The following is a 26,635-nucleotide window of genomic DNA, read 5'->3' on the forward strand; positions in this document are numbered from 1 at the left end:
AGGGATGGTGACCCTTAGCGCTACGTTTTGCTACGCCAGTCCTGTTGATCCTCAGGATGCCAGTGCTTATACGAAGGCAGGGTTGGGAATCACCTTCCGTCCGCACGTCGGTAAGCGTAAGCCGGGAGCGCAGCATGCGACTTCGCAGAGTTTTTTCCCGGCTAGCGAGTGGCGTACGGAAGCGGAACTACGCGCAGATCTTCATAAATGGGAAACGGTCCTGCATGCGGAACATACTTTCCGTGGGGCCAGCCTGAAGGAGTCGGTCTTTGATGTGCACTACAACGCACGTGATGCTGGTGGCGTGGCTCCAGGTGCAGAGCGGATTAGATACGCCCTCGTTGTGACAGTGAAGGCGCCGAAACATGCAGACCTTTATCAAGACATTTTGAATGCACATGCAGTTCTGCAGGCGCTCGAGCCGCAGGTAACTCTGCCGCTTCGTAGCTAATGGCGTGTAGTCGGTTCTTTGGCAATTGAAGGGATTGGCAGGGAAAGCGGTGTTACCCGCGCGCCGGCCACTGCGGCGTGTCGAGCGCGATCCGGTACACCCGCAGCGCGTTGTCGTGCCAGATTGCGCGGCGCGCGGCGCCGTCGAGATGCGTCATCGCAAAGGCGAACGTGCGCAGCAGCGCGGGATACGACACGCGCAACCCGGCCACGGGGAAATTGCTGGCGAACAGGCAGCGCTGCCAGCCGAAGATCGCGATCGTGTCGCGGATGATCCGCGCGTTGTCCGCGTCGTTCCACATCGCATCGCGCAGGCCGAGTTCGGAGATTTTCACGCTCACGCGCGGCAACGCGGCGAGCGCTTCCATTCCATGCCGCCAGCGTGCGAGCCCTGCGTCCGAGCGATCCCACGGCAGCCCCGCGTGTTCGAGCACGACGTCTACCGCAGGCGCATCGGCCAGCATCGCGGCCGCGTCGCCGAGATGCCAGAACGGCACGCGCAGATCCCAGCTCAGGCCGTGCGCGGCGACGCGTTCGAGCGCGGCCGGCCAGCGCGGATCATGCAGCGTGCCCGGCCCTTCGATGGACGCATCCGGCGCCGCCGCGGTGCGCGGCTTGAACCGCACGCCGCGCACGCGCGGCCACGCGGCCTGTTCGGCGAGCCTTTCGTCTGCGTCATCGGCCAGCAGGTCGACCCATGCGACGACCGCCGACGGCAACCCGTGCGCGGCCGCGACCTCGTGCAGCCAGCGCGTTTCCGCGAGCGCTTCGTCGCACGCTCGTTCCGCTTCGACGTGCACGCTGGCGACGATCGGCGCATCTTGCGCCGCGTGGCGATAGTCGTCCACACCGAAATCGCGGCACAGCGCCGCGTAGTCGCCGAACATGAAGCGCGCCGGGTCGTACTGCTCCTGCAGCCACGGATAGTGCGCACCCGCATCGAGTCGCCACAGATGATGATGCGCGTCGACGAGCGCATCGGGCAGGCCGTCGGGCGGCGGCGCGTCGTCGCGCATGTCAGCGGGCGCCGGCGAGCACGTACGACGCATCCGGTTCGCGCAGCGTCGCCAGCGCACCGACGAAACGCCACGCGTCGAGATCGAGTTCGCGCACGTAATCGTCCTGGAACGACACGTACGCGACGCGCCGCGACGGATGGAACGACAGCGCGGTCGGGTTGGCGGGCAGCGCGACGCGTTCGATCTCTTCGAGCTGCCGCGCGTCGAATACCGAGATCGACTGCTCGCCGGAGTTGGTCAGCAGCAGCAAATCCCGGCCATCCGGCGCGGTGGTGCGGTAGATGCGGTTCGGGTCGCTGCGCGTCTTCACGCGGCGGCCGCAAGCCATCGTCTCGGTGTCGATCTCGACCAGCGTGTCGTCGCCGCGGTTCGCGACGAACAGCGTGCGCTCATCGCTCGACAGCGCATTGCCTTCGGGGCGCGGTCCGGGCATGACCGCGCGGGGCGCGACCGTCGCGTCGCGCGGATGGAATTGCGTGACCGTGTTCGACAGCAGATGCACGCCGTACGCGGGGCTCGCGTCGCGCGTGAGCGTCACGAGGTGCGTCTTCACGCCGCCGGACGGCACGGCCATGTTCGGTACCGGCTGCCGGGTCGGCTCGTCGAACACGAGCAGCATGTCGTGCGCCTCGCTCATCGCGTACAGCCGGCCGTCACGGTCGCTCGCCATTCCGTGCGGCCGGTAGTACGGCCACAGGTCGAGCATGCGCGTGTGCGCGCGCTCGACGAGATCGATCTCAGCGATGCGGTGATCGCCTTCATGGCCGCGCGACCATGCGGTCTCGATCCCGAAAATGCCGACATACGCATGGCGCTCGGTCACGTCGACGGTGAATTCGTGCGGGAAGTTCGGCAACACGATGTGCTTGAGCGGCGCTTTCGTATCGAGGTCGTAGAAACTGAAAGTGTGGGCGCATTTCTGCACCAGCAGCAGGATGTCGTTCATGGTGTGTCTCCGGTGTTTCGTTCGCGTGGCCGCGAGTCGAGATGCTTCAGTCCTCGCAGCGGCGGGGCAGCGTCAGCGCGAGCAGGCCGGCCACGGCAAGCGTGACGGCGAGGCTGTACACGCCGGCCGCCGCGCTCACGTGCTGCGTCAGCACGCCGACCGCATACGGGCCGCAGAAGCCTCCGAGATTGCCGAGCGCGTTGATGAGCCCGCGTGCGCTGCCGGCCGCCTCGACGCTGCAGAGCTTCGGCGGAATCGCCCAGAACACGCCGGCCGCCGCCTGCAGGAAGAAGCCGCAACCGATCAGGAACGCGAACGACACGGCCATCGACGCATGCGTGAGCACCGACAGCGCGAGGCACGCGGCGAAGCCGACGAGCGGCAGCAGCACGAACAGACGCCGCTTGCCGGTCCGGTCGGACCAATACGACGTGACGAGCATTCCGATCACCATCGCGACGTACGGCAGCATCGCGAGCAGGCCGATCCTGCCCATCCCGCCGTGCGTGAGGTTTTTCAGCAGGGTCGGCAGCCACATCGTATAGCCGTAGATGCCGGCCTGATAGCAGAAGTTGATCGCGATGAGCAGCCAGATCGTTGGGTGGCGCAGCAGCGCGCCGAACGAGGCGGCCGCCGGCGTGCCGGCCGCGCGCTTGCGTTCGCGCTCGTCGCGCAGCGCGTCGAGGATGTACGCCCTCTCGCGCGGCGACACCCACCGTGCGGTCTCCGGGCCGTCGTCGGCGAACAGCATCCACACGACGAGGCACAGCAGCGACAGCGCGCCCGCGCTGAAGAACAGGTGATGCCAGTCGTACGCGGCGAGGATGAAGCCGGACAGCGGCGCGGTGATCATGCCGGCGAGCGGCACGAACAGGATGACCATCGCATTCGCGCGGCCGCGTTCGCGATCGGGAAACCAGTGGCTGACCATCGTCAGCACGACGGGCAGCATCCCGCCCTCGGCCACACCGAGCAGGAAGCGCAGCGTCAGGAGTTGCCACGTATGGGTGACGAGCCCGGTCAGCACCGACAGCACGGCCCAGCTCACGAGCGACCACGCGATGAAGGTCTTGCCGCTGCCGAGCGCCGCGCGCCGGCCGCCGGGAATCTGCAGGAACAGGTAGCCGAAGAAGAAGATGCCGCCGGCGAGGCCGGCCATCGTCGCATCCATGCCGAGGTCGGCGTTCATCCCGCCGGGCATCGCGAACGCGATGTTCACGCGGTCCATGTAGGAAATGATGCAGGCGAGCAGCAGCGGCGGGATCACGCGCAGCCAGCGGCGGCGTGGAATGGCTTCGCCGGCTTCGTATGCCGGGGTCGCGGGGTTCAGCAGGGTCATGGTGTCTCCGTCCATCCGATGAGCGGCGGCGGCCTTCTGTCGGGCCGCCGTCACGCCGATGCGCAACGCATGCGCGTTGCGGGTGCAAAAACGATGTCTAGCGCCCCCAGCGCAGCACGAGCGGGTCGAGCCGCCGCGCCGTGTCGAGCAGGCCGGCGCGTACCTGCGGATGCAGCTCGGGCCACGGCGAGCGCGGCCGGTCGCACGCGATCACGCCGCCCGCCTTCATCAGCGCCTTCGCGGTGAGGAAGCCCGACTGGCGGTTCTCGTAGTTGATCAGCGGCAGCCAGCGCGCGTACTGCGCGTACGCGTCGTCGCGGCGCCCGGCGAAATACGCATCGGTGATCCGGCGAATCCCGTCCGGATAGCCGCCGCCCGTCATCGCGCCGGTCGCGCCGGCATCGAGGTCGGCGAGCAGCGTGATGCCTTCCTCGCCGTCCCACGGCCCTTCGATCGCGTCGCCGCCGAGCGCGATCAGATCGCGCAGCTTCGACGCGGCGCCGGCCGTCTCGATCTTGAAGTACGACACCGCGTCGATCTCGTGCGCGAGCGTCGCGAGGAACGGCGCGGACAGCGCGACGCCGCTGGCCGGCGCATCCTGGATCATCAGCGGAATGTCGAGGCCGTCGGCGACTTCGCGGAAGTACGCGCGCACCTGCGCTTCAGGCACGCGGAACGTCGCGCCGTGGTACGGCGGCATCACCATCACCATCGCCGCGCCGAGCGCCTGGGCGTGCCGGTTGCGTTGCGCGCAGATCCGCGCGCTGAAGTGCGACGTCGTGACGATCACCGGCACGCGGCCCGCGACGTGCTCGAGCGTGGTGCGCGTGAGCAGATCGCGTTCGTCGTCGCCGAGCGCGAACTGCTCGGAGTAATTCGCATGGATGCAAAGGCCGTGCGAGCCGGCATCGATCATGAAATCGATGCAGCGGCGCTGGCCGTCGAGATCGAGCGCGCCGTGCGCGTCGAAGATCGTCGGCACAACCGGAAAGACGCCCTGGTAGCGTGGGTTCATGGCCAGCCTCACTCGACGATGTCGAACTGGTCGAGGAATTCGGTCTTCAGCGTGAGGCCGAGGCCCGGCACGTCGTCGCGCAGTTGCAGGAAGCCGTTCTCGGCCACCGGCTCGCCGTCGAAGATGTAATAGAACAGCTCGTTGCCGACCTCGACGTCGAACATCGGGAAGTACTCGCTCATCGGCGACGCGAGCGTGCTCATCGTCAGGTGGTAGTTGTGCATCTGGCCCGCGTGCGGAATCACCGGCACGCTGTACGCCTCGCACAGCGCGTTGATCTTGTGCGCCATCGTGATCCCGCCGACGCGGTTCGTGTCGTACTGGACGACCGACACGGCCTTGCGGTCGAGCAACTGCTTGAAGCCGTACAGCGAGAACTCGTGCTCGCCGCCGGAGATCGGGATGCGCGTGAGCCGGTTCAGCTGCGCGTAGCCGTCGAGGTCGTCGGCGATCACCGGTTCTTCCAGCCAGCGCGGCTGGTACTTCTCGAGCTTCGGCAGGATGCGCTTCGCATACTCGAGGTTCCAGCCCATGTAGCACTCGAGCATCAGGTCGTTGTCGTAGCCGATCACCTCGCGGATCGCCGCGACCGACTTCAGGTTCTCGACCACGCCCTGCTGCCCGTGCGCGGGCCCGTAGCCGAAACGCATCTTGAACGCGCGGAAGCCTTCCTTCAGGTACCGCTGCGCTTCCTCCTGCATCGCCTTCAGGTCGGTGCGGTAGAGCTTCGAGTAGTAGCAGGGAATCTTCTCCTTGGTGCGGCCGCCGAGCAGCTTGAACACCGGCTTGCCGACGCTCTTGCCGAGGATGTCCCAGATCGCGATGTCGACCGCCGAGATCGCGGCCATGCCGATGCCCTTGCGGCCCCAGGCGTGGGTCGCGCGGTACATCCGCTGGTTCAGGTACTCGTAGTCCCACGGATCCTGGCCGATCACGAGCGGCGCGAGGTACTGGTCGATGATCACCTTCGCGACGTGCGGCGCGAGCGCGACGTTGCCGAGGCCGACGATGCCGTCGTCGGTTTCGACCTCGACGACCGTCCAGGCATGGAAGCGGAACGTGCTCATCGTTTCCTGCGGCGCGTACAGCAGGTCCATCGCGTTCGAGCAGAAATTGCCTTGCGGCGGAACGGTCTTGCCTTTCCACTGGAATACGCGGGCGCGTACGGAGCGGATCTTCATGATGGTGTCTCCAGAATCGATGTCGTCGTGTGTGAAAGGCGTGCGGGCGTCACGCCGAAACGGTGGGCGAGCGCCGCGCGGCGCCCATCCGGCACGCGATCTGCAGCGCCTGCCAGGTCGCGCCGACATCGGCCGTGCCGCGGCCCGCGATGTCGTACGCGGTGCCGTGCGCGGGCGTCGTGATCGGCACGGGCAGCCCGCCCTGCACGGTCACGCCGCGCGAGAAGCCGAGCAGCTTGATCGCGATCTGCCCCTGGTCGTGATACATCGTGACGATCGCCTGGTAGTCGCCGGCCTGCGCCTTCAGGAAGATCGTGTCGGCCGGGAACGGGCCGTGGAACGGCGCATCGGTCGGCCAGTCGCGCGCCTGCAAGCGGCGCACGGCCGGCTCGATGACGTCGACTTCCTCGCGGCCGCAACTGCCGCCGTCGCCGCCGTGCGGGTTGAACGCGGCGATCGCGACCTTCGGCGCGGCGACGCCTTTCGCGAGCAGCGACCGGTAGATCAGCTCGGACGCCTGTTCGATCCGTTCGATGCTCAGTTGGGCTGCCGCATCCTTCAGCGGAATGTGCGACGAGATTCGCGCGGTCCACAGTTCGCCGAGCGTGTTGAATTCGCAGAAGTAGCCGGTCACGCCGAGCGCTTCGGCGAAGTGGTGCAGTTCGTCGTCGTGGCGCAGGCCGCCGAGCTTCATCGCGTACTTGTTCAGCGGCGCGAAGCAGATCGCGTCGATGTCGCCGGCGAGCGCGGCGTCGAGGCAGCGGTCGAGCACGGTCAGCGCCGAGCGGCCGCCGGCCGCCCCGGCCTGGCCGACCGTGACCTGCGCGGGATCGACCGTATCGACCGCGACGAACGCGGCGCGCGCGGTGGACGGCCGCGCGCGCACGGCGGCGAGCGACGCGACAGGCTCGACGTCGACCTTGACGCCGGCGACACGCTGGCCGGCTTCCCACAGCCAGCGATCGCCGATCAGTACGAGGTTCGCGCCGGCGGTTGCATCGGGGCGGGCGAGCAGTTTCGCGATCAGTTCGGCGCCGATGCCGGCGGGGTCGCCGAGCGTCAGCGCGACGACGGGGCGGGCGGCGGCGGGCGTCATGCGGCGGCTCCGGTGCGGGGCGTGCGGCGGGCGAGGGGGGATTCGAGGTTCATGTGGCGTCTCCGGTGGCGGCGTGCGGCCGTTGGTCTATGGGGTTGATGCTAGGTAGACGGAATGAGTCGGTAAATTGAAAACTCTTGATGAATCGATAACCTGGAGTAATCAAAGATGGGCTCGATCGACCGACGAGACTCGACTCCGCAACTGCTGAACCGGCTGCGGATGCGCCAAATCGCGCTGCTGCTGGCCGTGGACGAATGCTCGACGCTGCGCGCGGCGGCCGAGCAGATGGGCCTCACGCAACCGGCCGCGACGAAGATGCTGGCCGAACTGGAGAGCGCGCTCGGCCAGCGGTTGTTCGATCGCATCGGGCGCGGGCTCGTGCTGAACCCGGCCGGCGAGCGCGTGCTCGGCTATTTCCGCGGCATCCGCGGCAGCATGGAGGCGCTGAACCGCGAACTCGGCGAGCTGCAACTGGGCAGCGCGGGGCGGCTCGCGATCGGCAGCATCATGGCGGCGTCGCCGGGGCGGCCGACCGAGGCGCTGGTGCGGTTGAAGGCGCGTTATCCGCTGCTCGCGATCGACATCGCGGTGGATACGAGCGATCGGCTGATGCCGCAGCTTCGCGACGGCGTGCTCGAAGTGGTGATCGGGAGGAACGCCGGGGCCGACTGCGATTTCCGCGTGGTTGACGACGAGGCGCTCGCGATCATCGCGGGCCGCGACCATCCGCTCGCGGGCGCGGGGCCGGTCGAATTCGATGCGCTGCTCGATTACGCGTGGATCCTGCAGCCGGCCGGCAGCCCGGCGCGCGAGGTCGTCGAGCGCGAATTCCGCGCGCGTCACCAGCCGATGCCGCGCGGGCTCGTCGAAACGGGCTCGATCCTGACCACGATGAATCTCGTCGATCGTTCGTCGATGCTCGGCGTGATTCCGCTGACGGTCGCGCAGCGCAACGCGGCGCACGGGCTCGTCTCGATCGTCGATTACATGCTCGAACAGAAGCTGCCGTCGTACGGCAGCCTCGTGCGGCGCGACCGGCCGTTGAGCATTCCCGCCCAGCAGTTTCTCGCGCTGTTTCACCAGGACGCCGTTGGGGCGGACGGCGGTGCCTGATCCGGCGGCGCGTTGCCGCGCCGGTCGCGCGTCGCGGAACGCGGCGATGCGTGATGAGCGATGAGCGATGACGGCGCGGGCGGGACGACAGCGGCAGCGAAGACCGGCTTCAGTGCGCCGACGGCGCGGCGGGCGCGTCGGCGAGCGCCGGCATCGAGTCGGACAGCGCGTGGTCCGGCCGAATCCGCAGCGCGGCGACGATGCCGATCAGCAGCATCGCGACCGAGCCGATGAACGGCACCGTCCAGCTGCCGGTGCGATCGACGAGATAGCCGAACAGGATCGGCGACAGGATCCCCGCGATCGCGGAACCGGCGTTCATCATCCCGCTCGCGATGCCGGCATGGGCAGGCGCGATATCGCTCGGCACCGCCCAGATCGGCCCGATCGTCAGTTCGAGGCACAGGAACGATCCCGACAGGCACAGCGCGACGCCGGCCGTCGCGTGCACGAACGCGAGCGGCAGCAGGCAGACGAGTGCACCGACGAAGCTCGCCACGATCACGCTCTGGCGCGACAGCGCGAGGTTGCCGGTCTTCCGGTAGATCCGGTCGCAGAGCCAGCCGCCGAGTGTGTCGCCGACGACGCCCGCGAAGAACACGCCGGACGCGAACAAGGCGGTCGATTTCAGGTTCAAGCCCTGGCCGTTCAGGAAAAAGGTCGGCAGCCACGTGAAGAACAGCCACGCGGTCCAGCCGTAGCAGAAGTACACGAAGATGGTCGGCGCCATCCGGCGCAACAGCGGCCCCCACGGCGTGGGCCCGGAGGGTGCGGCAGGGCGGCGGCTGTGCGTGCGGCCGTCGTCGTCGCCGAGCGGATGCTCGCGGAAGCCGGCGATCCACCACGCGAGCCACACCAGCGTGACCGCGCCGATCACGAAGAACGCCGCGCGCCACGACAGCCACGTCATCAGCGCGGCGACGATCGGCGGCGTGACCGCGTTGCCGAGCCGGGAGAACGAATGCGTGAAGCCCTGCACGACGCCGCGCCGCTCGCGCGGGAACCACTGCGTGATCGCCCGGGCCTGGGCCGGCAGCGTCGCGCCTTCGCCGATGCCGAGCAACAGGCGCGCGGCGAACAGCAACCCGAGGCTGTGCACGAGCCCGGTCGCGAACGTGGAGACGACCCAGATCAGCCCGCAGCCGATCAGCGTGATGCGGGCGCCGAACCGGTCGGCGATCCAGCCCCCGCCGATCTGGCAAATTGCATACGAATATGCAAACGCGGAGAAGGCGACGCCGAGCTCGGTATTCGACAGCCCGAGTTCGGCCTTGATCGCGCCGGCCGCGGTCGCGAGGTTGACGCGGTCGACGTAAAGGATGAACGAAAGCGCGCACAGCAGCCACAGCGTGTGGCGCCGTTGACGGTGATCGGTGGGCATGTGTCTCACTCCATGTTCGTGCGCGGCGTTGCAATGACGCTGCGTTCACGGGCGAGCCCAGCATCGCGCGGCGGCGGAGACACTGTCCAATGAATCTTTGGGATCAATCGATAACCGCAGGTGTTCATTCGCTTGCCCGGCCTGGGCCGCCGCGCGCGCCGGCCGGCCGGGCGAGGCAACGCGATGCCCGGGCAGGTGAGACCGTGAACGATATCGACGAACGTTTGCTTCAACAGGACAGCCGCTTCTGGCGGTTGCCGCTGGTGAAATGGTGGATCCAGCGGGACGGCCGCGACGGCCATGCGTTCCGGCTGCTGCCGTTCCCGCTGGTCACCGTCTTCGTGCTCGAACCGCGAGCGTGACGCGGCGCGGCCCGCGCCGGCATCAATGCGCCGGAAAGCGCTCGTTTTCAGGCGCCGGCACGAGGTTGTCGGGCCACTGCACTTCGAACCGCGTACCACCCGCGCCGGTCGGCACGCAAACGGCTTCGCCGCCGTGCGCATGCGCGATCGCCGCGACGACGGCGAGCCCGAGGCCGCTGCCGCCGGGTTGCGACTCGTCGACGCGCCGGAATGCCTGGAACACATGCGGCGCGAAATCGGCCGGGATGCCGGGGCCGTCGTCCTCGACGCGCAGCCGGCACATGCCCTGTTCGACGCAGGTGCCGATGCGGATCGCGCCCGGCACCGCATGGCGGCGCGCGTTCTCGAGCAGCGCGAGCAGCGCCTGACGGATCCGGACCGGGTCGCAGCGCATCGGCCGCGCGTCGAGGTCGAGCACCGGGTGCTGGCCGGCGGCCTGCATCGCATGCGCGAACACGTCGACCACGGCCCGGATCTCCGCGGCGAGATCGGTGTCGCGAATCTCGATGCTCAGGTGGCCGCTATCCGCGAGGCTGACCACGCGCAGATCCTCGATCAGCCGTGTCAGTCCTTCGACCTGCGCGAGCAGGCTGCGGAACTGCGCTTCGCTGGGCGTGAACACGCCTTCGGCGAGCCCCTGCAGCCGCCCGCGCAGCACGGTCACCGGCGTGCGCAGCTCGTGTGCGATCGCGGCGTTCCAGAACGTCTGCTCGTCGGTCACGCGCTGCAGCTCGCTCGCGAGCGCGTTGAAATTGTCGGCGAGCAGTGCCGCTTCGTGCAGCGAACGATCGCCGGCCACGGCGCGTGCGCCGAGATCGCCGCGCGCGACGCGGCGGATGCTGTCCGTCACCGAATTGAGCGGCACGAGGATGCGGCGCGACAGGTTGACCGCGACGAACACGGCGAGTACGAGGCCGACCAGCGTGGTCGAGATCAGCCACACCCATTCCGGGCCCGTCGGCAACAAGCCCGGTTGGTTGAATTCCACGGGCCAGTACTTGAAGGCGACGTAGTAGAACACATAGGCCGTCACGACGACCAGCAGCGTCACGCCGAATGCCATCGCGCCCATCGTCAGCGCGATCTGGCGGCTCAGGCCATCGAGTCTCAATCGCCGCTCCACAGTTTGTAGCCGACGCCGCGTACGCTTGCCGGCACGCCTGCGACGCCGAGATCGTCGAGTTTCTTGCGCAGCTTGCTGACGTGGCTGTCGACCGTGCGCTCGAGCGCGTCGCCTTCCGGGAGGCAGGTGGTCATCAGTTCGGCGCGGCTGAACACGCGGCGCGGCGCGCGCGCGAGTTGCGCGAGCAGCTTGAACTCGGTGAGCGTCAGCACGAGCGTGTGGCGCGTGCCGTCGATTTCGACCGTCGCTTCGTGGTGCTCGAGGTCGATCTCGAACGGTGCGGCACGCAGCACGCGCTGTTCTTCCTGGCGCGAGCCCGCCATCGAGCGGCGCAGCACCGCCTGTGCGCGCGCGACGACTTCGGCGGGATTGAACGGCTTCACGACGTAGTCGTCGGCGCCGATGCGCAAGCCCGTGAGCTTGTCGATGTCCTGGTCGAGCGCGGTCAGCATGATGACCGGCGTGTCGCCGCGGTGACGGATCTCGGCGAGCACCTTCCAGCCGTCGACGTGCGGCATCTGCACGTCGAGCAGCACGAGGTCGGGCTTCAGCTGAAGATGCAGTTCCAGCGCGCGTCGGCCGTCGGTGGCATGCACGCTGCGCAGCCCGCTGCGTGCCAGATAGGCGATGAGGATCTCGGCGATTTCGGGCTCGTCCTCGGCGATGAGGACGAGCGCCTGGCCGGCGCCGGAAGATGAAGAAAGAGCGGGCATGGCCATTCGTTCAGGTTCGTCAGGGGATTTCCATCGAATCTCCATACTACCGCACGGGCCCGTTCATCGAACGGAGGCAGGCCGGCGTGCAGCGCCGGCGCGCATGATCGGTCAAGTCTTTCCAGCACCTTTCATTGCCGCCGGGAGACGCATCATGACAGGGGAATACCCTGTCTTTTTTTTTCAAACCTGTTTTATGTATCATGACCTAACTTTTGCAGCATGTACTAATTTAGGCGGGCGGCCGATCCTTGGCGATAAAAGGAAGATCGGCATCGGTACAGGAAGGACTGCGAACCGTGGATGCATGCGTATGCCGCGCGATCGACCGCGCGGTGCATGCAAGCCGGTGGCAGGCGAAGGGGTTTCAGGTCGCATTCAGTCGTCAGGTTCCGCACGAGCGCGGGGCGCACGCCATCGAGGCGCGCCATCGTTCGCATCATTTGCAGGCAGTCACCCATACACCATGTTCAAAAAGTCATCTCCCAACGCATCGGCCGACATGCAGCGCCGGCAGTGGCTCAAGGTCGCGGGCGCCTCCGTCGCGATGGGCGGCCTCGCGATCGGCGCGTCGCGCGCGAGCGCCGATGGCGCGCCCGGCGCCGCTGACGCGGGCGACGTGCTCGACGTCGCGATCATCGGCGCGGGCCTGGCCGGCCTGACGGCCGCGCGCGACCTGCGCTACGCCGGCTGCGAATCCGTCGTCGTGCTCGAGGCCCGAGATCGCGTGGGCGGCCGCACGCTCAACTACGACGTGGGCGGCGGCTACGTGACCGAAGTCGGCGGCCAGTGGATCGGCCCGGGCCAGACCGCGGTCGCGGATCTCGCCCGTGAACTGGACGTCGGCACGTTCCCGAGCTACTACGCGGGCAAGACGGTCATTCTCGGCGGCGACGGCCGCGTGGCGGTCGATCTGGAGGGCACCTTCGGCACCGACGAGGCGATGGCGGCGAAGCTCAGCCGGCTGTCGCGCGACGTGCCGTCGGGCGCGCCGTGGACGTCGCCGAAAGTGGCCGAACTCGACCGGCTGTCCGTCGGCGACTGGCTCGCGCGGCAGGACATCAAGCCCGAGGACCGGGTGAGCTGGAACGGCTCGATCGCGCTGTCGGGCGGCGTCATGCCGGCGAAGATGGGGCTGCTGCATTTCCTGTCGATGATCAATTCCGCCGACTGCGATTACACGCAGCTGGATTCGATCCGGCACAGCGCGCAGGAAACCCGCTTCGTCGGCGGCTCGCAGATTCTCAGCATCCGGATGGCGCAGCAGCTCGGCGACAAGGTGCGCCTGTCGACGCCGGTGCGCCGGATCACCGGCTGGGATCGCGACGTCGTCACGCTGCAGACGGATCGCGGCACGGTGCGCGCGCGCAAGGTGGTGATGGCGATCCATCCGGCGCTGTGTCATCAGGTGCAGTTCGATCCGCCGCTGCCGGCTCAGCGCGACGCGCTGCAGCGCGCATGGCCGGCCCACTCGCCGGCGCGCAAGACCGCGATGGTCTATCGCCGTCCGTTCTGGCGCGACAAGGGGCTGAACGGCCACATCTTCCAGCCCGACGGGCCGATCATCTGGGCGTACGACAACTCGCCGCCGGGCGGCGAGATCGGCGTGATCAACGCGTTCGTCCTGAACGCGATGTTGCCGTCGGACCTTCACGCCGCGAAGCAGATGCTCACCGGTTTCTACGCGCGGGCATGGGGCGACGACGCGCTGTCGCCGGTGTCGTACCACGATCGCGACTGGGGCAAGGACGGCCCGTGGACGCTCACTTGCGTGTCGGCGATTCCGCCGGGTTTCTGGAGTGCGCACGGCGAAGCGCTGCGCGCGCCGTGCGGGAACCTGATCTGGTCGGGCACCGAAACCGCGAACATCTGGGCCGGCTACATGGACGGCGCCGTTCGCTCGGGCCACCAGGGCGCGCTGCAGGCGCTCAACGCATTGCGTCGCGCATAAAGGAGAGCGGACATGAAGAAACGCATGCTGTTGCTCGCCGCGCTCGCGATCGTCGTCGCGCTGCTGGCCTTCCATGGCCCCGGGTTGCTCGATCTGTATCGGCTGCAGCGCCATGTCGCCGAGGCGGCGGAAGCCGACCAGGCCGACGGCGGCGCATGGCCGCGGCTCACCGACGTATGCATGGGCTGTCACGGCGCGAAAGGCACGTCGCTCAACGAGGCCTACCCGAGCCTCGCGGGGCAACCGGCGCAGTACGTCGCCGCGCAGCTTCACGCATTCGCGAGCGGCCAGCGGGCGAACCCGACGATGGGGCCGCTCGCGATGACGCTGAGCGAAGCGGAGATCGCGCATCTGGCCGACTACTACGCGAAGCAGGCCGCCGTCGACAACGGCTACTTCAAGCCGGACGCCCGGCTGCGCGCGAAGGGCGAGCAACTGGTGACGGGCGGCGCGTGCGCTGCGTGCCACGGCGCGCGGCTGATGGGGCAGGCGCAGTTCCCGCGTCTGGCCGGGCAAGGCTACGACTACCTCGTGGCGCAGCTCGACGCGTTTGCGAAGGGCACGCGCAGCGAGGCCACGGGCACTATGCAGCGCGTCGCGCAGGCGATGTCGGCGGACGATCGCGCGGCGGTCGCCACCTATCTCGCCAGCGTCAGCCCCGGCCGGCACTGAATCATCGAACGCAATCGATATCGGGAGTTTGGATCATGGATCTCAAGTCACTCATGCTTTGCTTTTCCAGCGTCGCGCTCGCGACGACGACCGGCCTCTACGGTTTGAAGTTCATTCGCAAGCGCAACTACCTGCTCGGCCTCGAGTGGTGGGTCGTCACGGTTTCCTCGACGAACGCGCTGATCTTCTTTGCAACCGGCTCGCCGTTTTTCTACGGCATCTCGCACTTCCTCGATGCGTTCTCGCGCGGTTTCGGGATGCCGCTCATCGCGGTCGCGGGCCTGATGACCGTGACGCACGGCTACCGGCCGTCGGCGTGGCAGGACGTGCTGCTGTTCGGAATCGCGACCGTCGGCACGATCGTGCTGGTGGCGGCCGGATTCGTGAAAGGCGTGCTGCCTTACTTCTATGTCGCGATGTGGGGATTGCTCGCGCTCTATCTCGCGTACTTCGTGGCGAGGCTGCTGCGCGCGGGGTTGCCGTTCCACGCATCGACGACGACCGTGGCGCTCGTCTCTTCGCTGGCGATCGCGTGCATCTACGACTTCTACAAGATCCCGGGCGAGGAAACCAACGTCGTATTCAATTTCTACGTGCTCGCGCTGCTCACATGGTCGTACTTCACGGTCGCGATCTATTACGCATACTGCGCGCTGGAGCGTGCGCAGGGGCGCATCAAGGCGGAAGCGGGCGTTTTGTCGTATTCGAAATGAATAGATATCCTGATCGAATGAGCGAATGGATACGACACGCCTGACCCGTGCGCAACGGCGGGACGCGACACGCGAACGCCTGCTCGACGCCGCGCGCACGATCTTCGCGGAGCAAGGGTATGCGCTCGTGAGCGTCGAGGCGATCGCCGCGGCAGCCGGGCATACGCGCGGCGCGTTCTATTCGAACTTCCGCGGCAAGACCGACCTGCTGTTCGAACTGATGCGGCGCGATCACGACGCCGCCGCGACGGAGTTGCGGCGGATCGTCGACGCGGACGGCACGTGCGAGGACGCGGAGTATGCGCTGTTCGACTACTGGCGGCGATATGCCGGCCAGCATGCATCGCGTCTGATGTGGATGGAGGCGCAGCTTCAGGCCGCCCGCGATCCGCGGTTCCGCGCGCGGTTCGGCGTGTTCCTGCGGGAGCGGCAGGAACAGGTGGCGGCGTGCCTGCGTGCGTTCGCGGTGCGCGCGGGCGCATCGCTGTCGTTGCCCGCCGAGGTGCTGGCGCTCGGTCTGACCGCGCTGTGCGACGGCGTGCAGTCGTGTCGTGCGGCCGATCCGCGCGGCGCGACCGACGCGCTGGCCGATGCGGTGCTGGCGGGCTTCCTGACGCGCGCGGTGTTCGACCACGGGTCGAAGCCGGGGCAGGACTTCAGCGTCGGCCTGTAGGCGGACGGAAAGCCCGTTGAAATCGTTGGGCGACACAGCAGACGAAACAGGGAATACCCCGTCTTTTACTTTCTATTATTTTTGTCATGATGACCTAATATTGTCACCATGTTCTACTGAAAAGGCCGGCAGCGAGCGATCGCGACCGACCGCCGTTGGACGAATTGGGAGATCTACGATGGATGCATCCACGCGCAAGGCTTTCTTCGAGGACGGCGCGGTCCTCATCGAAGGGCTTCTCGACGGCGAACAGCTGGCGCGCTGTCGCGCGGCGTTCGACTGGGGGCTCGAAAACCCGGGCCCGATGGCGGGCTCGCTGCTCGACGGCACGGAATACAAGTCGCACAACGACAACGCGAACCCATACGCGAAAGCGCGACTCGACGCACTCGTCGGCACGCTGTCGTTCGGGCCGTTGTTCGCCGATCTGTGGGGTTCGAAGCACGTGTGGTACTTCGCGGAAGAGCTGTTCCTGAAGACCGGCGGCAAGAGCGCCCGCTCGCCGTGGCACCAGGACACGTCGTATCTGCCGTGGGCAGGGATGCACTTCGGCAACGCGTGGATCAGCTTCGAGGGCGTGCCGAAGCGCAATGCGCTGGAGATCGTCCGCGGCTCGCATCGCGGCGTGCGCCACGACGGCACCACGTTCCAGAACGCCGAGGATCCGACCGATCCGCTGCACGGCGGCGACGCGTGGCCGCGCCTGCCGAACATCGAGGCCGAGCGCCACGCCGACCCGAAGGCCTACGACATTCTCTCGTGGGAAACCAAGCCGGGCGACGTGCTGCTGCTGCATCCGGGCGTGCTGCACGGCGGCGGCGCGGTCGATGCCGATTTCCCCGATCGTCACACGCTCGTGCTGCGCTTCTTCGGCGACGACGCGGTGTTCAGCCCGTTGCCCGACGAAAGCCGTTCGGGTTTCACGCCGGCCGGCGTGCTGTTCGTCGAGGAACTCGCCGGGCTGAAGGCAGGCGACCCGTTCCGCGCACCGTGTTTCCGTCAACTCGTCTGAACCAGGAGAACTTCCACCATGACTACGACCAGCAAGCGACAAGTGATCGTCCCGCCCGCCTTCCAGCCGTGGTACGACGCGTACCACTTCGCGCCGGCGACGCGCGTCGGCGACACGATCTGGGTATCGGGCCAGGTCGGGCTCGACGCGCAGATGCAACCCGCTGACGGCGTACAGGCGCAGGCGCGGATCGCGTTCGAATCGCTGAAGGGGATCCTCGAGGCGGCCGGCGCGAGCCTGGCCGACGTCGTCGAGCTGACGACGTTCCATACGGATCTGCAGCGCGAGACCGAAGGCTTCGCGGCGGTCAAGGACGAGTACTTCCCGAGCCGCTATCCGTCGTGGACGGCGGTCGGCATCTCGCAACTGGCGCTGCCCGGCCTGTGCGTCGAGATCCGCGCGGTGGCGGTGGCCGGGTCCGGCAAGGACTGACCGGGCAGCAGGCCGGGTCGGCCGGCGAGCCGATTCGAATCAATGCGTGTCGTCCGTGATGGGCGAACGAAGGCGGAGTGGGAAGGAGAATCGTGATGATGAAGCAAAAATTCGCAACGGCGTCCGTGATGGCGGCTGCCGCCTGTCTCGCGATCGGCACGGCAGTCGCGGCCGACGACCTGACGCCGTCGGGCGCCGAACGCGCGGCGAGCAAGGATGGCGCGGTGCCCGCGTATGCGGGCAAGCAGGCGCCCGACGCCGGCTGGGAATGGGGGAAGGTGCGCGCCGATTTCTGGAAGCACCGCAACGAGAAGCCGCTGTATTCGATCGACGCGGCGAATGTCGACAAGTACGCCGACAAGCTGTCGCCCGGCCAGATCGCGCTGATCAAGCAGAAGAAGGGCTACCGGATGGACGTCTATCCGTCCCATCGCGAGTGCCAGTTGCCGGATGCCGCCGAGCAGAACTCGAGGGCGAATCTCACGGCGGCGAAACTCGATTCGAGCGGCGTGAACCTCGCGGCGGCCGTGTTGCCGGGCGTGCCGTTCCCGCAGCCGAAGAACGGCGCGGAAGCGATCCTGAACTACGAGATGCGGTATCGCGGCGAAGGCATCGACTGGGCGCAGATGGTCACGACCATTGCGCCGCGCCCCGGCAGCAGCGACTGGATCGACGCGGTCGGCCCGCAGTCGTTCTACTTCCCGGCCGGCAAGCTCGGCAAGCGCTCGCCGCAGGACGTCGACCAGCTCAGCGCGGCCGTCTACTTCCAGATGAACTCGCCCGCGGCGCTGGCCGGGCAGGCCTTCGTGCAGCGCCAGTATTTCGACAAGGCGTCGGAGACGTATTACTACTTCCCCGGCCAGCGCCGGGTGCGGCGCATGCCGGCCTATACGCACGACGCGCCGCTGATCGGCTTCGAGAACCAGTACCTGATCGACGAAGCCAACATGATCAACGGCTCGCTCGACCGGTTCGACTGGAAGCTCGTCGGCAAGCGCGAGATGGTCGTGCCGTACAACGCGTTCGGCATGTACCGGTTCAAGAGCAAGCTGCACGACGTCGCGACGGCCGACGGCGTTGCCGCCGCGAACCGCCGCTACGAGACGCATCGCGTGTGGGTGGTCGAGGCGACGCTGAAGCCGAGCGCACGGCACGTCGCATCGAAGAAGGTGTTCTACCTGGACGAGGACAGCTGGCTCGCGCTGGTGGGCGAAGACTACGACGCGCAAGGCAAGCTGTGGAAGGTGCGGGAAAGCTACCCGATCCCCGCGTGGGAGCTCGGCGGCACCTGCGACAACGAGCCGCTCGCGCAGTACGACCTGGTCAACGGCCGCTATGTGCTCGACGCGACGTCGATCGGGCAGGGCAAGGACGTGCGCTGGCTTGAACAGGCCGACGATCCGCGCTTCAAGTCGGATTTCTACACGGCGGAATCGCTGCGCTCGGTCAGCGAGCGTTGACGGGCAACGGACGATAGACAAGAAGACCGGCGCGCGTGATGACGCGCCGGCGTCGAACAGGGGAGGAAACGGATCATGGAACCGGCACGAATAATCAGGAATGCTACGGTATCGATCGCCATCGCTGGCGCCGCGACGTCGAGCGCATATGGTTACGATTTCACGGTGGGGAACGGCGATCTGCAGGGGTCGTGGGTGACGAACCTGACGGCCGGCATGGGTATCCGCACCAAGAACCCGAGCTGCTCGCTCACCGGCGATCCGAATGCGTTCGGCTGCGGCGCGGCGGCCAATACCAATCAGTGGGGCTATGCGGACAACGGCGACCTGAACTACCGCAAGGGGCAGCCGTTCAGCACCTACGTCAGCGCGACCAGCGAGCTGCTGCTGAAGATGCCGAGCGAAGGGCTGAAGTTCATGGTGCGCGGCACCGGCATGTACGACTTCCTCGCCGGCAATACGAACCGCACGCCGTTGTCGAGCACCGCGGCCGCGCAGGTCGTCTACAACGCGCAACTGCTCGACCTGTGGGCGCAGAAGGATTTCACGATCGGCGGCCAGAGCGCGCACGTCCGGATCGGCAACCAGGTGATCAACTGGGGCGAGAGCATGTTCGCGCAGAGCGGCATCAATGCGACCAACTCGCTCGACGTGCAGAAGCTGCTGATTCCCGGGTCGCAGCTCAAGCAGGCGCTGCTGCCGGCGCCGATGCTGAGCGTTGCCGCGAACCTGTCGCACGGATTCAGCACCGAGGCCTATTACCAGTTTCAGTGGAACGGCAACCGCTATCCGCCGGTCGACTCCTACTGGTCGGTGACGAACGGCTTCGGCCGCGGCGCGGAGCCGTTCACGATCAACACGAACAACCTCAACCTGATCGGCCCGAGCGCGGGCACGATCGCCAACGCGATCGGCGGCTCCGGCGCGGCGGGCAACCAGGATACGCTCGACGCGATCAAGAACGGGCTCGTGAACGGCGCATTCGCGGGGCCGCCGTTCAACGACATCGGCCTGCCGAGCACGACGAACCCGCCGGCGAAATACCGGCCGCAGTTCGGCGTGAAGTTCAACTATGCACCCCGTTCCTTCGACGCGAACTTCGCGTTCTATTACCTGAACTACACGGACAAGTCGCCGGTGCTGGCGTCGCTCGCGAACGGCACCGAGCAATGGTCGTATCTCGGCCGGCGCCAGTTGTTCGGCGTCAGCGCGAACTTCGGGGTCGGCCCGTGGGCGATCGGCACCGAGCTGTCGTACCGGCCGCGCGACGCGGTCGCCCTGTCGGGCTGCTACGGCGCGGGCGGCCCGCTCGACATGAACACGAACGGCGTGCCGGGCGTCAATTGCCAGCAGTGGGTCGACAAGAAGAAGTTCCAGTACGACCTCAACGGCCTGCTCGCGCTGACGCGCAGCGAGTATCCGTTCCTGAAGTGGCTCGGCGCGGATTCGGCGGCCCTGACCTGGGAACTGACGTGGATCTACTACCCGGGGCTGAACGCCAACGGCGTCACGCGCACGATCGACGGACATACCGTCACGCAGGCGCCGGCGACCGGTTACCTGCCCTGGCTGAACTACGGCTCGGGGCTCGGTTATCCGATCGCGGCCGGGCAGGGCACGGCCAGCTCGGTCGGCGCGACGATCGATTTCAACTGGACCTATGACGGCACGCTGATTCACGGCTGGCAGGTGACGCCGGGCGTGACGTTCTCGGACGGCCTCTACGGCTATACGCCGACCTTCACCGCGAATTACATGCAGGGCGCGAAGTCGGTGAACGTCTACGTGCTGTTCAACCAGAACCCGCCGAACTGGCAGGCCGGCATCAATTTCACCGCGTTCTTCGGCGGACACCAGACGGTGGGGCAGCCCTACGCGGACCGGAATTTCGTCGGCCTGTTCGTGACGCGGAACTTCTGACGGGTGAATCGGTGCAAGGTGGCGCACGTCGTGCGCTGCCGGAATACATGAAGGGGTAACGTCGTGCTCAATCGTCTGGTCAGCCGCCTGGAAAGGCTCTTCTTCGGTCATCGCGCGATCGTGCTCGCGGCGATCGGCCTGTTTACCGTCGCGATGGCCGTGTTCGCCGTGCAGTTGCGCATGGATGCCGGCTTCGAGAAGCAGCTGCCGATCGGGCACGAGTACATCCGCACCTTCCAGCAATACCGGAACGACGTGCTCGGCGCGAACCGGATCACGGTGGTCGTGCGGGCGAGGCAAGGCTCGATCTGGACGCCGGCGGGGCTGACGCGGCTGTACAAGGTCACGCAGGCCGTCACCTACCTGCCGAACGTCGACCGGATCGGCGTGCGCTCGCTGTGGACGCCCAATGCGTTTGTCAACGAAGTGACCGACGAAGGTTTCCGTGCGGAGCCGATCATTCCGGGCACGATCACGCCGGACCAGCTGACGCCGGAAGTCGTCGCGCGGATCCGCCGTGCGACGACGCTCGGCGGCTACGTCGGCACGCTCGTATCGCACGGCGAGGACAGCGCGATGATCACGGCCGAGCTGAACGAGCGCGATCGCGCGGGCAAGGTGCTCGACTACGTGGCGTTCAATCACCTGCTCGAACAGCAGATCCGCAAACCGTTCGAGGATGCCGGCTACGAGATCCAGATCATCGGCTTCGCGAAGCAGATCGGCGACATCGCCGACGGCGCGACGGCGGTGCTCGGGTTCTGCGGTATCGCGCTGCTGCTGACCGCGCTCGCGGTCTACTGGTACTGCCATTCGGTGCGTTTCACGGTGCTGCTGATCGTGTGCTCGCTGACGTCGCTGGTCTGGCAGTTCGGTTCGCTGAAGCTACTCGGCTTCGGCCTCGATCCGCTCGCGGTGCTGGTGCCGTTCCTCGTGTTCGCGATCGGCGTGTCGCACGGCGTGCAGCAGGTGAACTTCATCGTGCGCGAGATCGCCCACGGGCAGAGTTCGTACGACGCGGCGCGCCACAGCTTCCGCGGCCTGCTGATACCCGGCGTGCTCGCGCTGATCACCGCGTTCGTGTCGTTCGTCACGCTGCTGCTGATCCCGATTCCGATGGTGCGCGAACTCGCGATCACCGCGTCGCTCGGGGTCGCGTACAAGATCGTCACGAACCTGATCCTGCTGCCGGTGGCCGCGTCCTGCTTCGACTTCACGAAGACCTATGCTGACAACTCGCTGAAGCGCGCGCAGCAACGGGCGAAGCCGCTGCGCGTGCTGGCGCGGGTGGCCGAGCCGAAGGTCGCGGGCGTCACCGTCGCGGTGACGGTGGCGATCTTCGCGCTCGCCGCGTGGCAAAGCCGCGACCGCGTGATCGGCACGCTGCAGCCGGGCGCGCCGGAACTGCGCGCGGATGCACGCTTCAATCGCGATGCGACGTCGATCGCCGGCAACTACGACATGGGTCTCGACTGGCTGACGGTCGCGATCGAATCGGCCGGCAAGGCCTGCGACAACCCGGCGGTCGGCCTGTATCAGGACGACTTCTCGGCCGCGATGCGCACCGAGCCGGGCGTCGTGTCCGTGCAGTCGTATTCGGCGATGCTGCGCGCGTACAACCAGGGCTACAACGAGGACTACCCGAAGATGAACGTCGTGCCGATCGATCCCGAGAACTACGGGGCGGTGTCGGTCGACGTGTCGCGCCTGAAGGGCTACATGAACCGCGACTGCGGGATGACGGCCGTTCACCTGTTCCTGACCGATCACAAGGCGACGACGATCAACCGGATCCTCGACGACGTGAAGCAGTACCGCACGTCGCATCCGTTCCCGGGCATCACGGTCCGCCTCGCGGCGGGCAACGCGGGCGTGCTGGCCGCGACCAACGACGAGGTCGCGAAAAGCGAGCTGCCGATGATGCTCTACGTGTACGCGGCGATCCTGATCCTCGTGTTCTTCGCGTACCGCGACTGGCGCGCGATGCTCGCGTGCTGCGTGCCGCTGTCGGTCGCGACCTTCATCGGCTACGGGTTCATGAAGGCGCTGCAGATCGGGCTGACCGTCGCGACGCTGCCGGTGATGGTGCTGGCGGTGGGGATCGGCGTCGACTACGCGTTCTACATCTACAACCGGCTGCAGGTGCATCTCGCGGGCGGGCAGGACATCGTGAAGGCGGTGCAGCACGCGATGCTCGAAGTGGGCGTGGCCACGATCTTCACCGCGATCACGCTGGCGATCGGCGTCGCGACGTGGAGCTTCTCGGCGCTCAAGTTCCAGGCCGACATGGGCAAGCTGCTCGCGTTCATGTTCATCGTGAACCTGGTGATGGCGATGACCGCGCTGCCCGCGCTGGCATCGGTGCTGGAGCGCTGGTTCCCGCGCCGCAAGCCGGCGCGCGCGCCGGGCCTGTTCAGTCACTGACTTCAGCCGCGAATACCCCTGAACACCACGGAGAACCTCCCATGAACAAGCCCCTTGTGTGCTGTACCGCGTTTTGCGTGGCCGCGGTGGCGGTCGCGCTATTCCATGGATCGATCGGCGGCCGGCCGGCGCCGACCCGCGTGCTGCTGACCAATCTCACGCGCGTGGGCACGCACATCGTCGCCGTCGACGAACACGGTGCGGTTCTTTTGTCGGACGACGACGGCAAGACCTGGCGGCAAACGTCGCGCGACGCGGCGTCGGCGATGCTGTCGGCCGTCGCACTCGGCGGCGCACCGTCCGGCTGGGTCGGCTTGCTCGCCCACTGACGCCAACGAACATCACTACAGAGGCCCTGCCATGATCAAGACGCTCGTTGCCTGTACCGCGCTTTGCGTTGCCGCGGCAGCCCTGGCGCAAACCGGCGACGGCACGGTTGCCGCGTGGGCCGCGAAGCCGGCCCGCGTGTGGCCCGCGCCGACCCACATGATGCTGACGGATGCGACGCACGCCGGCACGCGCATCGTCGCCGTGGGCGAGCACGGCGTGATCCTGCTGTCGGACGATGACGGTCGCACGTGGCGGCAGTCGCGGCGCGTGCCCGTGTCGGCGACGCTGTCGGCCGTCACCTTCGCCGATGCGAAACACGGCTGGGCGGTCGGCCAGTGGGGCGTGATTCTCGCGACCGGCGACGGCGGCGAAACATGGGAGAAGCAGCGCATCGACACGTCGGTCGACCAGCCGCTGTTCTCCGTGTTCTTCACGAGCGAACGCGACGGGATCGCGGTCGGCCTGTGGTCGCTGATGCTCGCGACGCACGACGGCGGCAAGACGTGGGCCCGCGTGACGCTGCCGAAGCCGCCGGGCGGCGGCAAGGCCGACCGCAACCTGTACCACGTATTCGCGGATGCGTCGCATGCGCTCTACATCGTGTCGGAACAGGGGATGGTGCTCAAGTCGACCGACGGCGGTGCGGAATGGACCTATCTGCCGACGGGCGGCAAGGGCACGTTGTGGTCGGGCGTCGCGATGCCCGATGGCCGCATCGTGGTCGGCGGCCTGCTCGGCAGCTTGTTCCAGAGCACCGACGGCGGCGCGACCTGGGCCGCCATGAACTCCGGCACGCGCAGCTCGATCACCGATCTCGTCGCGACCGGCGGCGGGCTGGTCGGCGTCGGACTCGACGGCCTGACGTTCACGCAGCGCGTGGCGGGCGGCCCGTTCGACGTCGCGCCGCGTGCCGACCGCGCGACGCTGACCGCGGCGCTGATCGACGCGCGCGGCAAGCCGATCCTCTTTTCGCAGGAAGGCGTGCTGGCCGCGCCGTGAGCGCGTATCGACGTCGGCAGGCGGATGAATCAACCCGAAGGACCGCGCAGGAAAGCGAGGATGAAGACGGATGGAGCATGCAAATGAATCGAAAACACCAACCTGACGCCCAGGGCCGGCGCCGGATATTGCGCGCGGCGGCGGCGGGTGCCGCCGCGCTGGCGGCGGGCGACGTGTCGTTCGCGGCAGCGTCCGCGGCGAAAGACACGGATCGCGGCGTGCTCGACGTCGCGATCATCGGCGCCGGGCTCGCGGGCCTGACCGCCGCGCGCGACCTGAAGCGCGCCGGCTGCACGTCGTTCGTCGTCCTCGAGGCGCGCGACCGTGTCGGCGGGCGAACCTACAACCACGACCTCGGGCACGGCGTGGTGTCGGAAGCGGGCGGCCAGTGGATCGGCCCCGGGCAGACGGCGATCGCCGATCTGGCGCGCGAACTCGGCGTCGATACGTTTCCGACCTTCTACGCGGGCAAGACCGTCGTGCTGGCCGGCGACGCGCGCGTCGCACAGGATTTCCACGGTGGCTCGGGCGGCGACGATGCGATCGGCGCGAAGCTCGGCGCACTCGCACGCGGTGTGCCGTCGCGCGAACCGTGGAGCGCACAGCACGCGGCGGAACTCGACAAGCTCACCTACGGCGACTGGCTGCTGAAGCAGGGCGTGACCTACGAGGACGGCTACTTCCTCGGCCTCGCGGCGAAGCTGTCGCTCGGCGGCGCGCCGGCGCAACTCGGGTTGCTGCACTACCTGTCGATGATCAACAGCGCCGATTGCGAATACGCGAAGCTCGAGTCGATCAAGGGCGGCGCGCAGGAGACGCGTTTCGTCGGCGGCTCGCAGGTACTGAGCATCAGGATGGCGGCCGAACTCGGCGACGCGGTGAAGCTGAAGTGCCCCGTGCGCCGCATCGCGGGCTGGGATCGCGACGTCGTCGAACTGCATACCGAGCAGGGCGTATTGCGCGCGCGGCGCGTGATCCTCGCGCTCAATCCGGCGCTCTGCAACCAGATCGCGTTCGACCCGCCGCTGCCCGACGGCCGCGCGCAACTGCACCGGAACTGGCCCGCGAATGCGCCGATGCGCAAGACGGTGCACGTCTACGCCCGCCCGTTCTGGCGCGACGCCGGCTACAACGGGCAGATCTTCGAGGTCGGCGGGCCGGTCTTCATGGCGTACGACAACTCGCCGCCGGACGGCTCGGTCGGCGTGCTGGCCGCGTTCGTCGCGCCGGGCGCGCTGCCCGCGGAACCGAAGGCCGCCGAGCGGTTGCTGTCGGCCGTCTATGCGCGCGCGCTCGGCGACGACGCGCTGCACCCGGCGCAGTTTCACGACTACGACTGGGGGCGCGTCGATCCGTGGACGCTGCAGTGCATTCACCCGTTGCCGCCCGGGTTCTGGACGACATGGGGCAAGTTCCTGCGCCCGGAGGTCGGCCGCCTGATCTGGTCGGGCACCGAGACGGCCGACCTGTGGGCTGGCGCGATGGACGGCGCGGTGCGCTCGGGGCACCGCGCGGCGCTGCAGGCGCTCGGCAAGCTGGCCGGCCGTGGCGAGGAGGCCTGAATGAAGCGGATATCGATGATCGTCGCCGCGCTGGCGGTAGCGGGCGTGGTCGCGGCTGGCGTGCTTTACGGGCCCGACCTGGTCGACGGCATGCGTTACCAGAAGGCGATGGCCGCGATCGGCGACGCGGACAAGGCCAATGCCGGCGCGTGGCCGCAGCCGCAGGAAACCTGCTTTTTCTGCCACGGCGCGCGCGGCCAGTCGCTGAACGCGGCGTATCCGTCGCTGTCGGGGCAGCCGGCGGCGTATCTCGCGGCGCAGTTGCGCGCGTTCGCGAGCGACCAGCGCCGCAACGCATTCATGGGGCCGCTCGCGCGGGAACTCGACAGCGCGAAGATCGACGCGGTGGCGGCCTATTTCGCGCGGCAGACGCCGGCGCGCAACGAGGCCGTGCCGGCCGACGCCGCGCTCGAAAAGCGGGGCATGGCGCTGGTCGCGGCCCGAAGCTGCCAGGCGTGCCACGGCGCGACGCTGATGGGCAAGGAGTCGGCGCCGCGCCTCGCGGGCCAGGGGCAACGCTATCTGGAAGACCAGCTCGCGATGTTCCGGTCGGGCGAGCGCCACGATCCGGGCGGCGCGATGAACGCGATGGCCGCCACGCTGTCGGGCGACGACGCGCGTGCGATCGCGCACTACCTGGCCGGCATGTCGCCGGGGCGCGTCGAGGGCGCGCAATGACGCGGGCAGCGCGGCAGAACCGGGAATACCCTGCCTTTTTCTTTATCCATTACTTTGTCATAGTGACC

At 67.7% G+C, this 26,635-nt stretch carries 25 protein-coding genes; 16 read left to right on the forward strand and 9 right to left on the reverse strand.

Translation table 11 applies throughout. The annotated features are described in order from the left end of the window. Positions 1-4: 4 nt before the first annotated feature. A complete protein-coding gene (locus CFB46_RS36480; protein WP_227789586.1) occupies positions 5-451 on the forward strand; it encodes a hypothetical protein in 447 nt (148 codons plus the stop codon). A gap of 52 nt (positions 452-503) precedes the next feature. Here the strand turns inward: CFB46_RS36480 and CFB46_RS19745 are convergent, their stop codons facing one another. The 6 genes from CFB46_RS19745 to CFB46_RS19770 form a co-directional block, all read right to left on the reverse strand. After that, a complete protein-coding gene (locus tag CFB46_RS19745; protein ID WP_089502262.1) occupies positions 504-1,466 on the reverse strand; it encodes an amidohydrolase family protein in 963 nt (320 codons plus the stop codon). 1 nt (position 1,467) lies between these two features. Next, complete coding sequence (locus tag CFB46_RS19750) at positions 1,468-2,415, reverse strand: YVTN family beta-propeller repeat protein (RefSeq protein ID WP_089500945.1); 948 nt, start codon at positions 2,413-2,415, stop codon at positions 1,468-1,470. A gap of 46 nt (positions 2,416-2,461) precedes the next feature. After that, positions 2,462-3,754: an MFS transporter gene (locus CFB46_RS19755; RefSeq protein ID WP_089500946.1), complete on the reverse strand. Its 1,293-nt coding sequence runs from the start codon at positions 3,752-3,754 to the stop codon at positions 2,462-2,464. Between the two features lie 97 nt (positions 3,755-3,851). Further along, positions 3,852-4,769: a dihydrodipicolinate synthase family protein gene (locus tag CFB46_RS19760; RefSeq protein WP_089500947.1), complete on the reverse strand. Its 918-nt coding sequence runs from the start codon at positions 4,767-4,769 to the stop codon at positions 3,852-3,854. 8 nt (positions 4,770-4,777) lie between these two features. Beyond that, the gene (locus CFB46_RS19765) at positions 4,778-5,950 is read right to left on the reverse strand and encodes an L-rhamnonate dehydratase (protein ID WP_089500948.1); all 1,173 of its coding nucleotides are present in this window, start codon (positions 5,948-5,950) and stop codon (positions 4,778-4,780) included. A 49-nt stretch (positions 5,951-5,999) separates the two neighbouring features. Then, complete coding sequence (locus CFB46_RS19770; protein ID WP_089500949.1) at positions 6,000-7,046, reverse strand: 4-hydroxythreonine-4-phosphate dehydrogenase PdxA; 1,047 nt, start codon at positions 7,044-7,046, stop codon at positions 6,000-6,002. Positions 7,047-7,214: 168 nt separating this feature from the next. Here CFB46_RS19770 and CFB46_RS19775 point away from each other — a divergent pair, with 168 nt between their 5' ends. Then, a complete protein-coding gene (locus CFB46_RS19775) occupies positions 7,215-8,162 on the forward strand; it encodes a LysR family transcriptional regulator (protein WP_089500950.1) in 948 nt (315 codons plus the stop codon). A 109-nt stretch (positions 8,163-8,271) separates the two neighbouring features. Here the strand turns inward: CFB46_RS19775 and CFB46_RS19780 are convergent, their stop codons facing one another. After that, complete coding sequence (locus CFB46_RS19780; RefSeq protein WP_089500951.1) at positions 8,272-9,543, reverse strand: MFS transporter; 1,272 nt, start codon at positions 9,541-9,543, stop codon at positions 8,272-8,274. 203 nt (positions 9,544-9,746) lie between these two features. On the opposite strand from CFB46_RS19780, the gene CFB46_RS35965 reads away from it, so the two are divergent. Beyond that, the gene (locus tag CFB46_RS35965) at positions 9,747-9,905 is read left to right on the forward strand and encodes a hypothetical protein (RefSeq protein WP_179235087.1); all 159 of its coding nucleotides are present in this window, start codon (positions 9,747-9,749) and stop codon (positions 9,903-9,905) included. A gap of 22 nt (positions 9,906-9,927) precedes the next feature. Here CFB46_RS35965 and CFB46_RS19785 read toward each other — a convergent pair whose 3' ends face one another. Together CFB46_RS19785 and CFB46_RS19790 are read right to left on the reverse strand one after the other, a co-directional pair. After that, positions 9,928-11,016: an ATP-binding protein gene (locus CFB46_RS19785; protein ID WP_089500952.1), complete on the reverse strand. Its 1,089-nt coding sequence runs from the start codon at positions 11,014-11,016 to the stop codon at positions 9,928-9,930. Continuing rightward, positions 11,013-11,741, reverse strand: coding sequence for a response regulator (locus CFB46_RS19790; RefSeq protein ID WP_089502263.1), 729 nt, complete (start codon positions 11,739-11,741; stop codon positions 11,013-11,015). Before CFB46_RS19790 ends, CFB46_RS19785 begins: the two co-directional genes overlap by 4 nt. Before the next feature lie 466 nt (positions 11,742-12,207). On the opposite strand from CFB46_RS19790, the gene CFB46_RS19795 reads away from it, so the two are divergent. The 13 genes from CFB46_RS19795 to CFB46_RS19855 all read left to right on the forward strand — a co-directional run bounded on the left by CFB46_RS19795 (position 12,208) and on the right by CFB46_RS19855 (position 26,567). Next, positions 12,208-13,692, forward strand: coding sequence for a flavin monoamine oxidase family protein (locus CFB46_RS19795; RefSeq protein WP_089500953.1), 1,485 nt, complete (start codon positions 12,208-12,210; stop codon positions 13,690-13,692). Between the two features lie 12 nt (positions 13,693-13,704). After that, the gene (locus tag CFB46_RS19800; protein ID WP_089500954.1) at positions 13,705-14,364 is read left to right on the forward strand and encodes a c-type cytochrome; all 660 of its coding nucleotides are present in this window, start codon (positions 13,705-13,707) and stop codon (positions 14,362-14,364) included. Between the two features lie 35 nt (positions 14,365-14,399). Then, positions 14,400-15,077 (forward strand): hypothetical protein, encoded by a 678-nt coding sequence (locus CFB46_RS19805; RefSeq protein WP_089500955.1) that lies wholly within the window; start codon positions 14,400-14,402, stop codon positions 15,075-15,077. 25 nt (positions 15,078-15,102) lie between these two features. Continuing rightward, complete coding sequence (locus tag CFB46_RS19810; protein ID WP_089500956.1) at positions 15,103-15,750, forward strand: TetR/AcrR family transcriptional regulator; 648 nt, start codon at positions 15,103-15,105, stop codon at positions 15,748-15,750. Positions 15,751-15,928: 178 nt separating this feature from the next. Next, complete coding sequence (locus CFB46_RS19815) at positions 15,929-16,762, forward strand: phytanoyl-CoA dioxygenase family protein (RefSeq protein ID WP_089500957.1); 834 nt, start codon at positions 15,929-15,931, stop codon at positions 16,760-16,762. A gap of 18 nt (positions 16,763-16,780) precedes the next feature. Beyond that, positions 16,781-17,194 (forward strand): RidA family protein, encoded by a 414-nt coding sequence (locus CFB46_RS19820; RefSeq protein ID WP_089500958.1) that lies wholly within the window; start codon positions 16,781-16,783, stop codon positions 17,192-17,194. A 95-nt stretch (positions 17,195-17,289) separates the two neighbouring features. Then, complete coding sequence (locus tag CFB46_RS19825) at positions 17,290-18,654, forward strand: DUF1329 domain-containing protein (protein WP_089500959.1); 1,365 nt, start codon at positions 17,290-17,292, stop codon at positions 18,652-18,654. A gap of 75 nt (positions 18,655-18,729) precedes the next feature. Then, on the forward strand, positions 18,730-20,574 hold the full coding sequence (locus CFB46_RS19830; RefSeq protein ID WP_089500960.1) for a DUF1302 domain-containing protein: 1,845 nt from the start codon (positions 18,730-18,732) through the stop codon (positions 20,572-20,574). 63 nt (positions 20,575-20,637) lie between these two features. Beyond that, positions 20,638-22,998, forward strand: a complete 2,361-nt coding sequence (locus CFB46_RS19835; RefSeq protein WP_089500961.1) for an efflux RND transporter permease subunit — start codon at positions 20,638-20,640, stop codon at positions 22,996-22,998. A 41-nt stretch (positions 22,999-23,039) separates the two neighbouring features. Next, positions 23,040-23,327: a WD40/YVTN/BNR-like repeat-containing protein gene (locus CFB46_RS19840; RefSeq protein ID WP_143751635.1), complete on the forward strand. Its 288-nt coding sequence runs from the start codon at positions 23,040-23,042 to the stop codon at positions 23,325-23,327. Positions 23,328-23,358: 31 nt separating this feature from the next. Then, the gene (locus CFB46_RS19845) at positions 23,359-24,327 is read left to right on the forward strand and encodes a WD40/YVTN/BNR-like repeat-containing protein (RefSeq protein WP_089500963.1); all 969 of its coding nucleotides are present in this window, start codon (positions 23,359-23,361) and stop codon (positions 24,325-24,327) included. Between the two features lie 83 nt (positions 24,328-24,410). Next, positions 24,411-25,889: a flavin monoamine oxidase family protein gene (locus CFB46_RS19850; RefSeq protein WP_089500964.1), complete on the forward strand. Its 1,479-nt coding sequence runs from the start codon at positions 24,411-24,413 to the stop codon at positions 25,887-25,889. Further along, positions 25,890-26,567, forward strand: coding sequence for a c-type cytochrome (locus tag CFB46_RS19855; RefSeq protein WP_089500965.1), 678 nt, complete (start codon positions 25,890-25,892; stop codon positions 26,565-26,567). It begins immediately after the preceding gene. Positions 26,568-26,635: the final 68 nt, after the last annotated feature.

The organism is Burkholderia sp. HI2761 (genome assembly GCF_002223355.1).
In the GTDB taxonomy this organism is placed as follows: domain Bacteria; phylum Pseudomonadota; class Gammaproteobacteria; order Burkholderiales; family Burkholderiaceae; genus Burkholderia.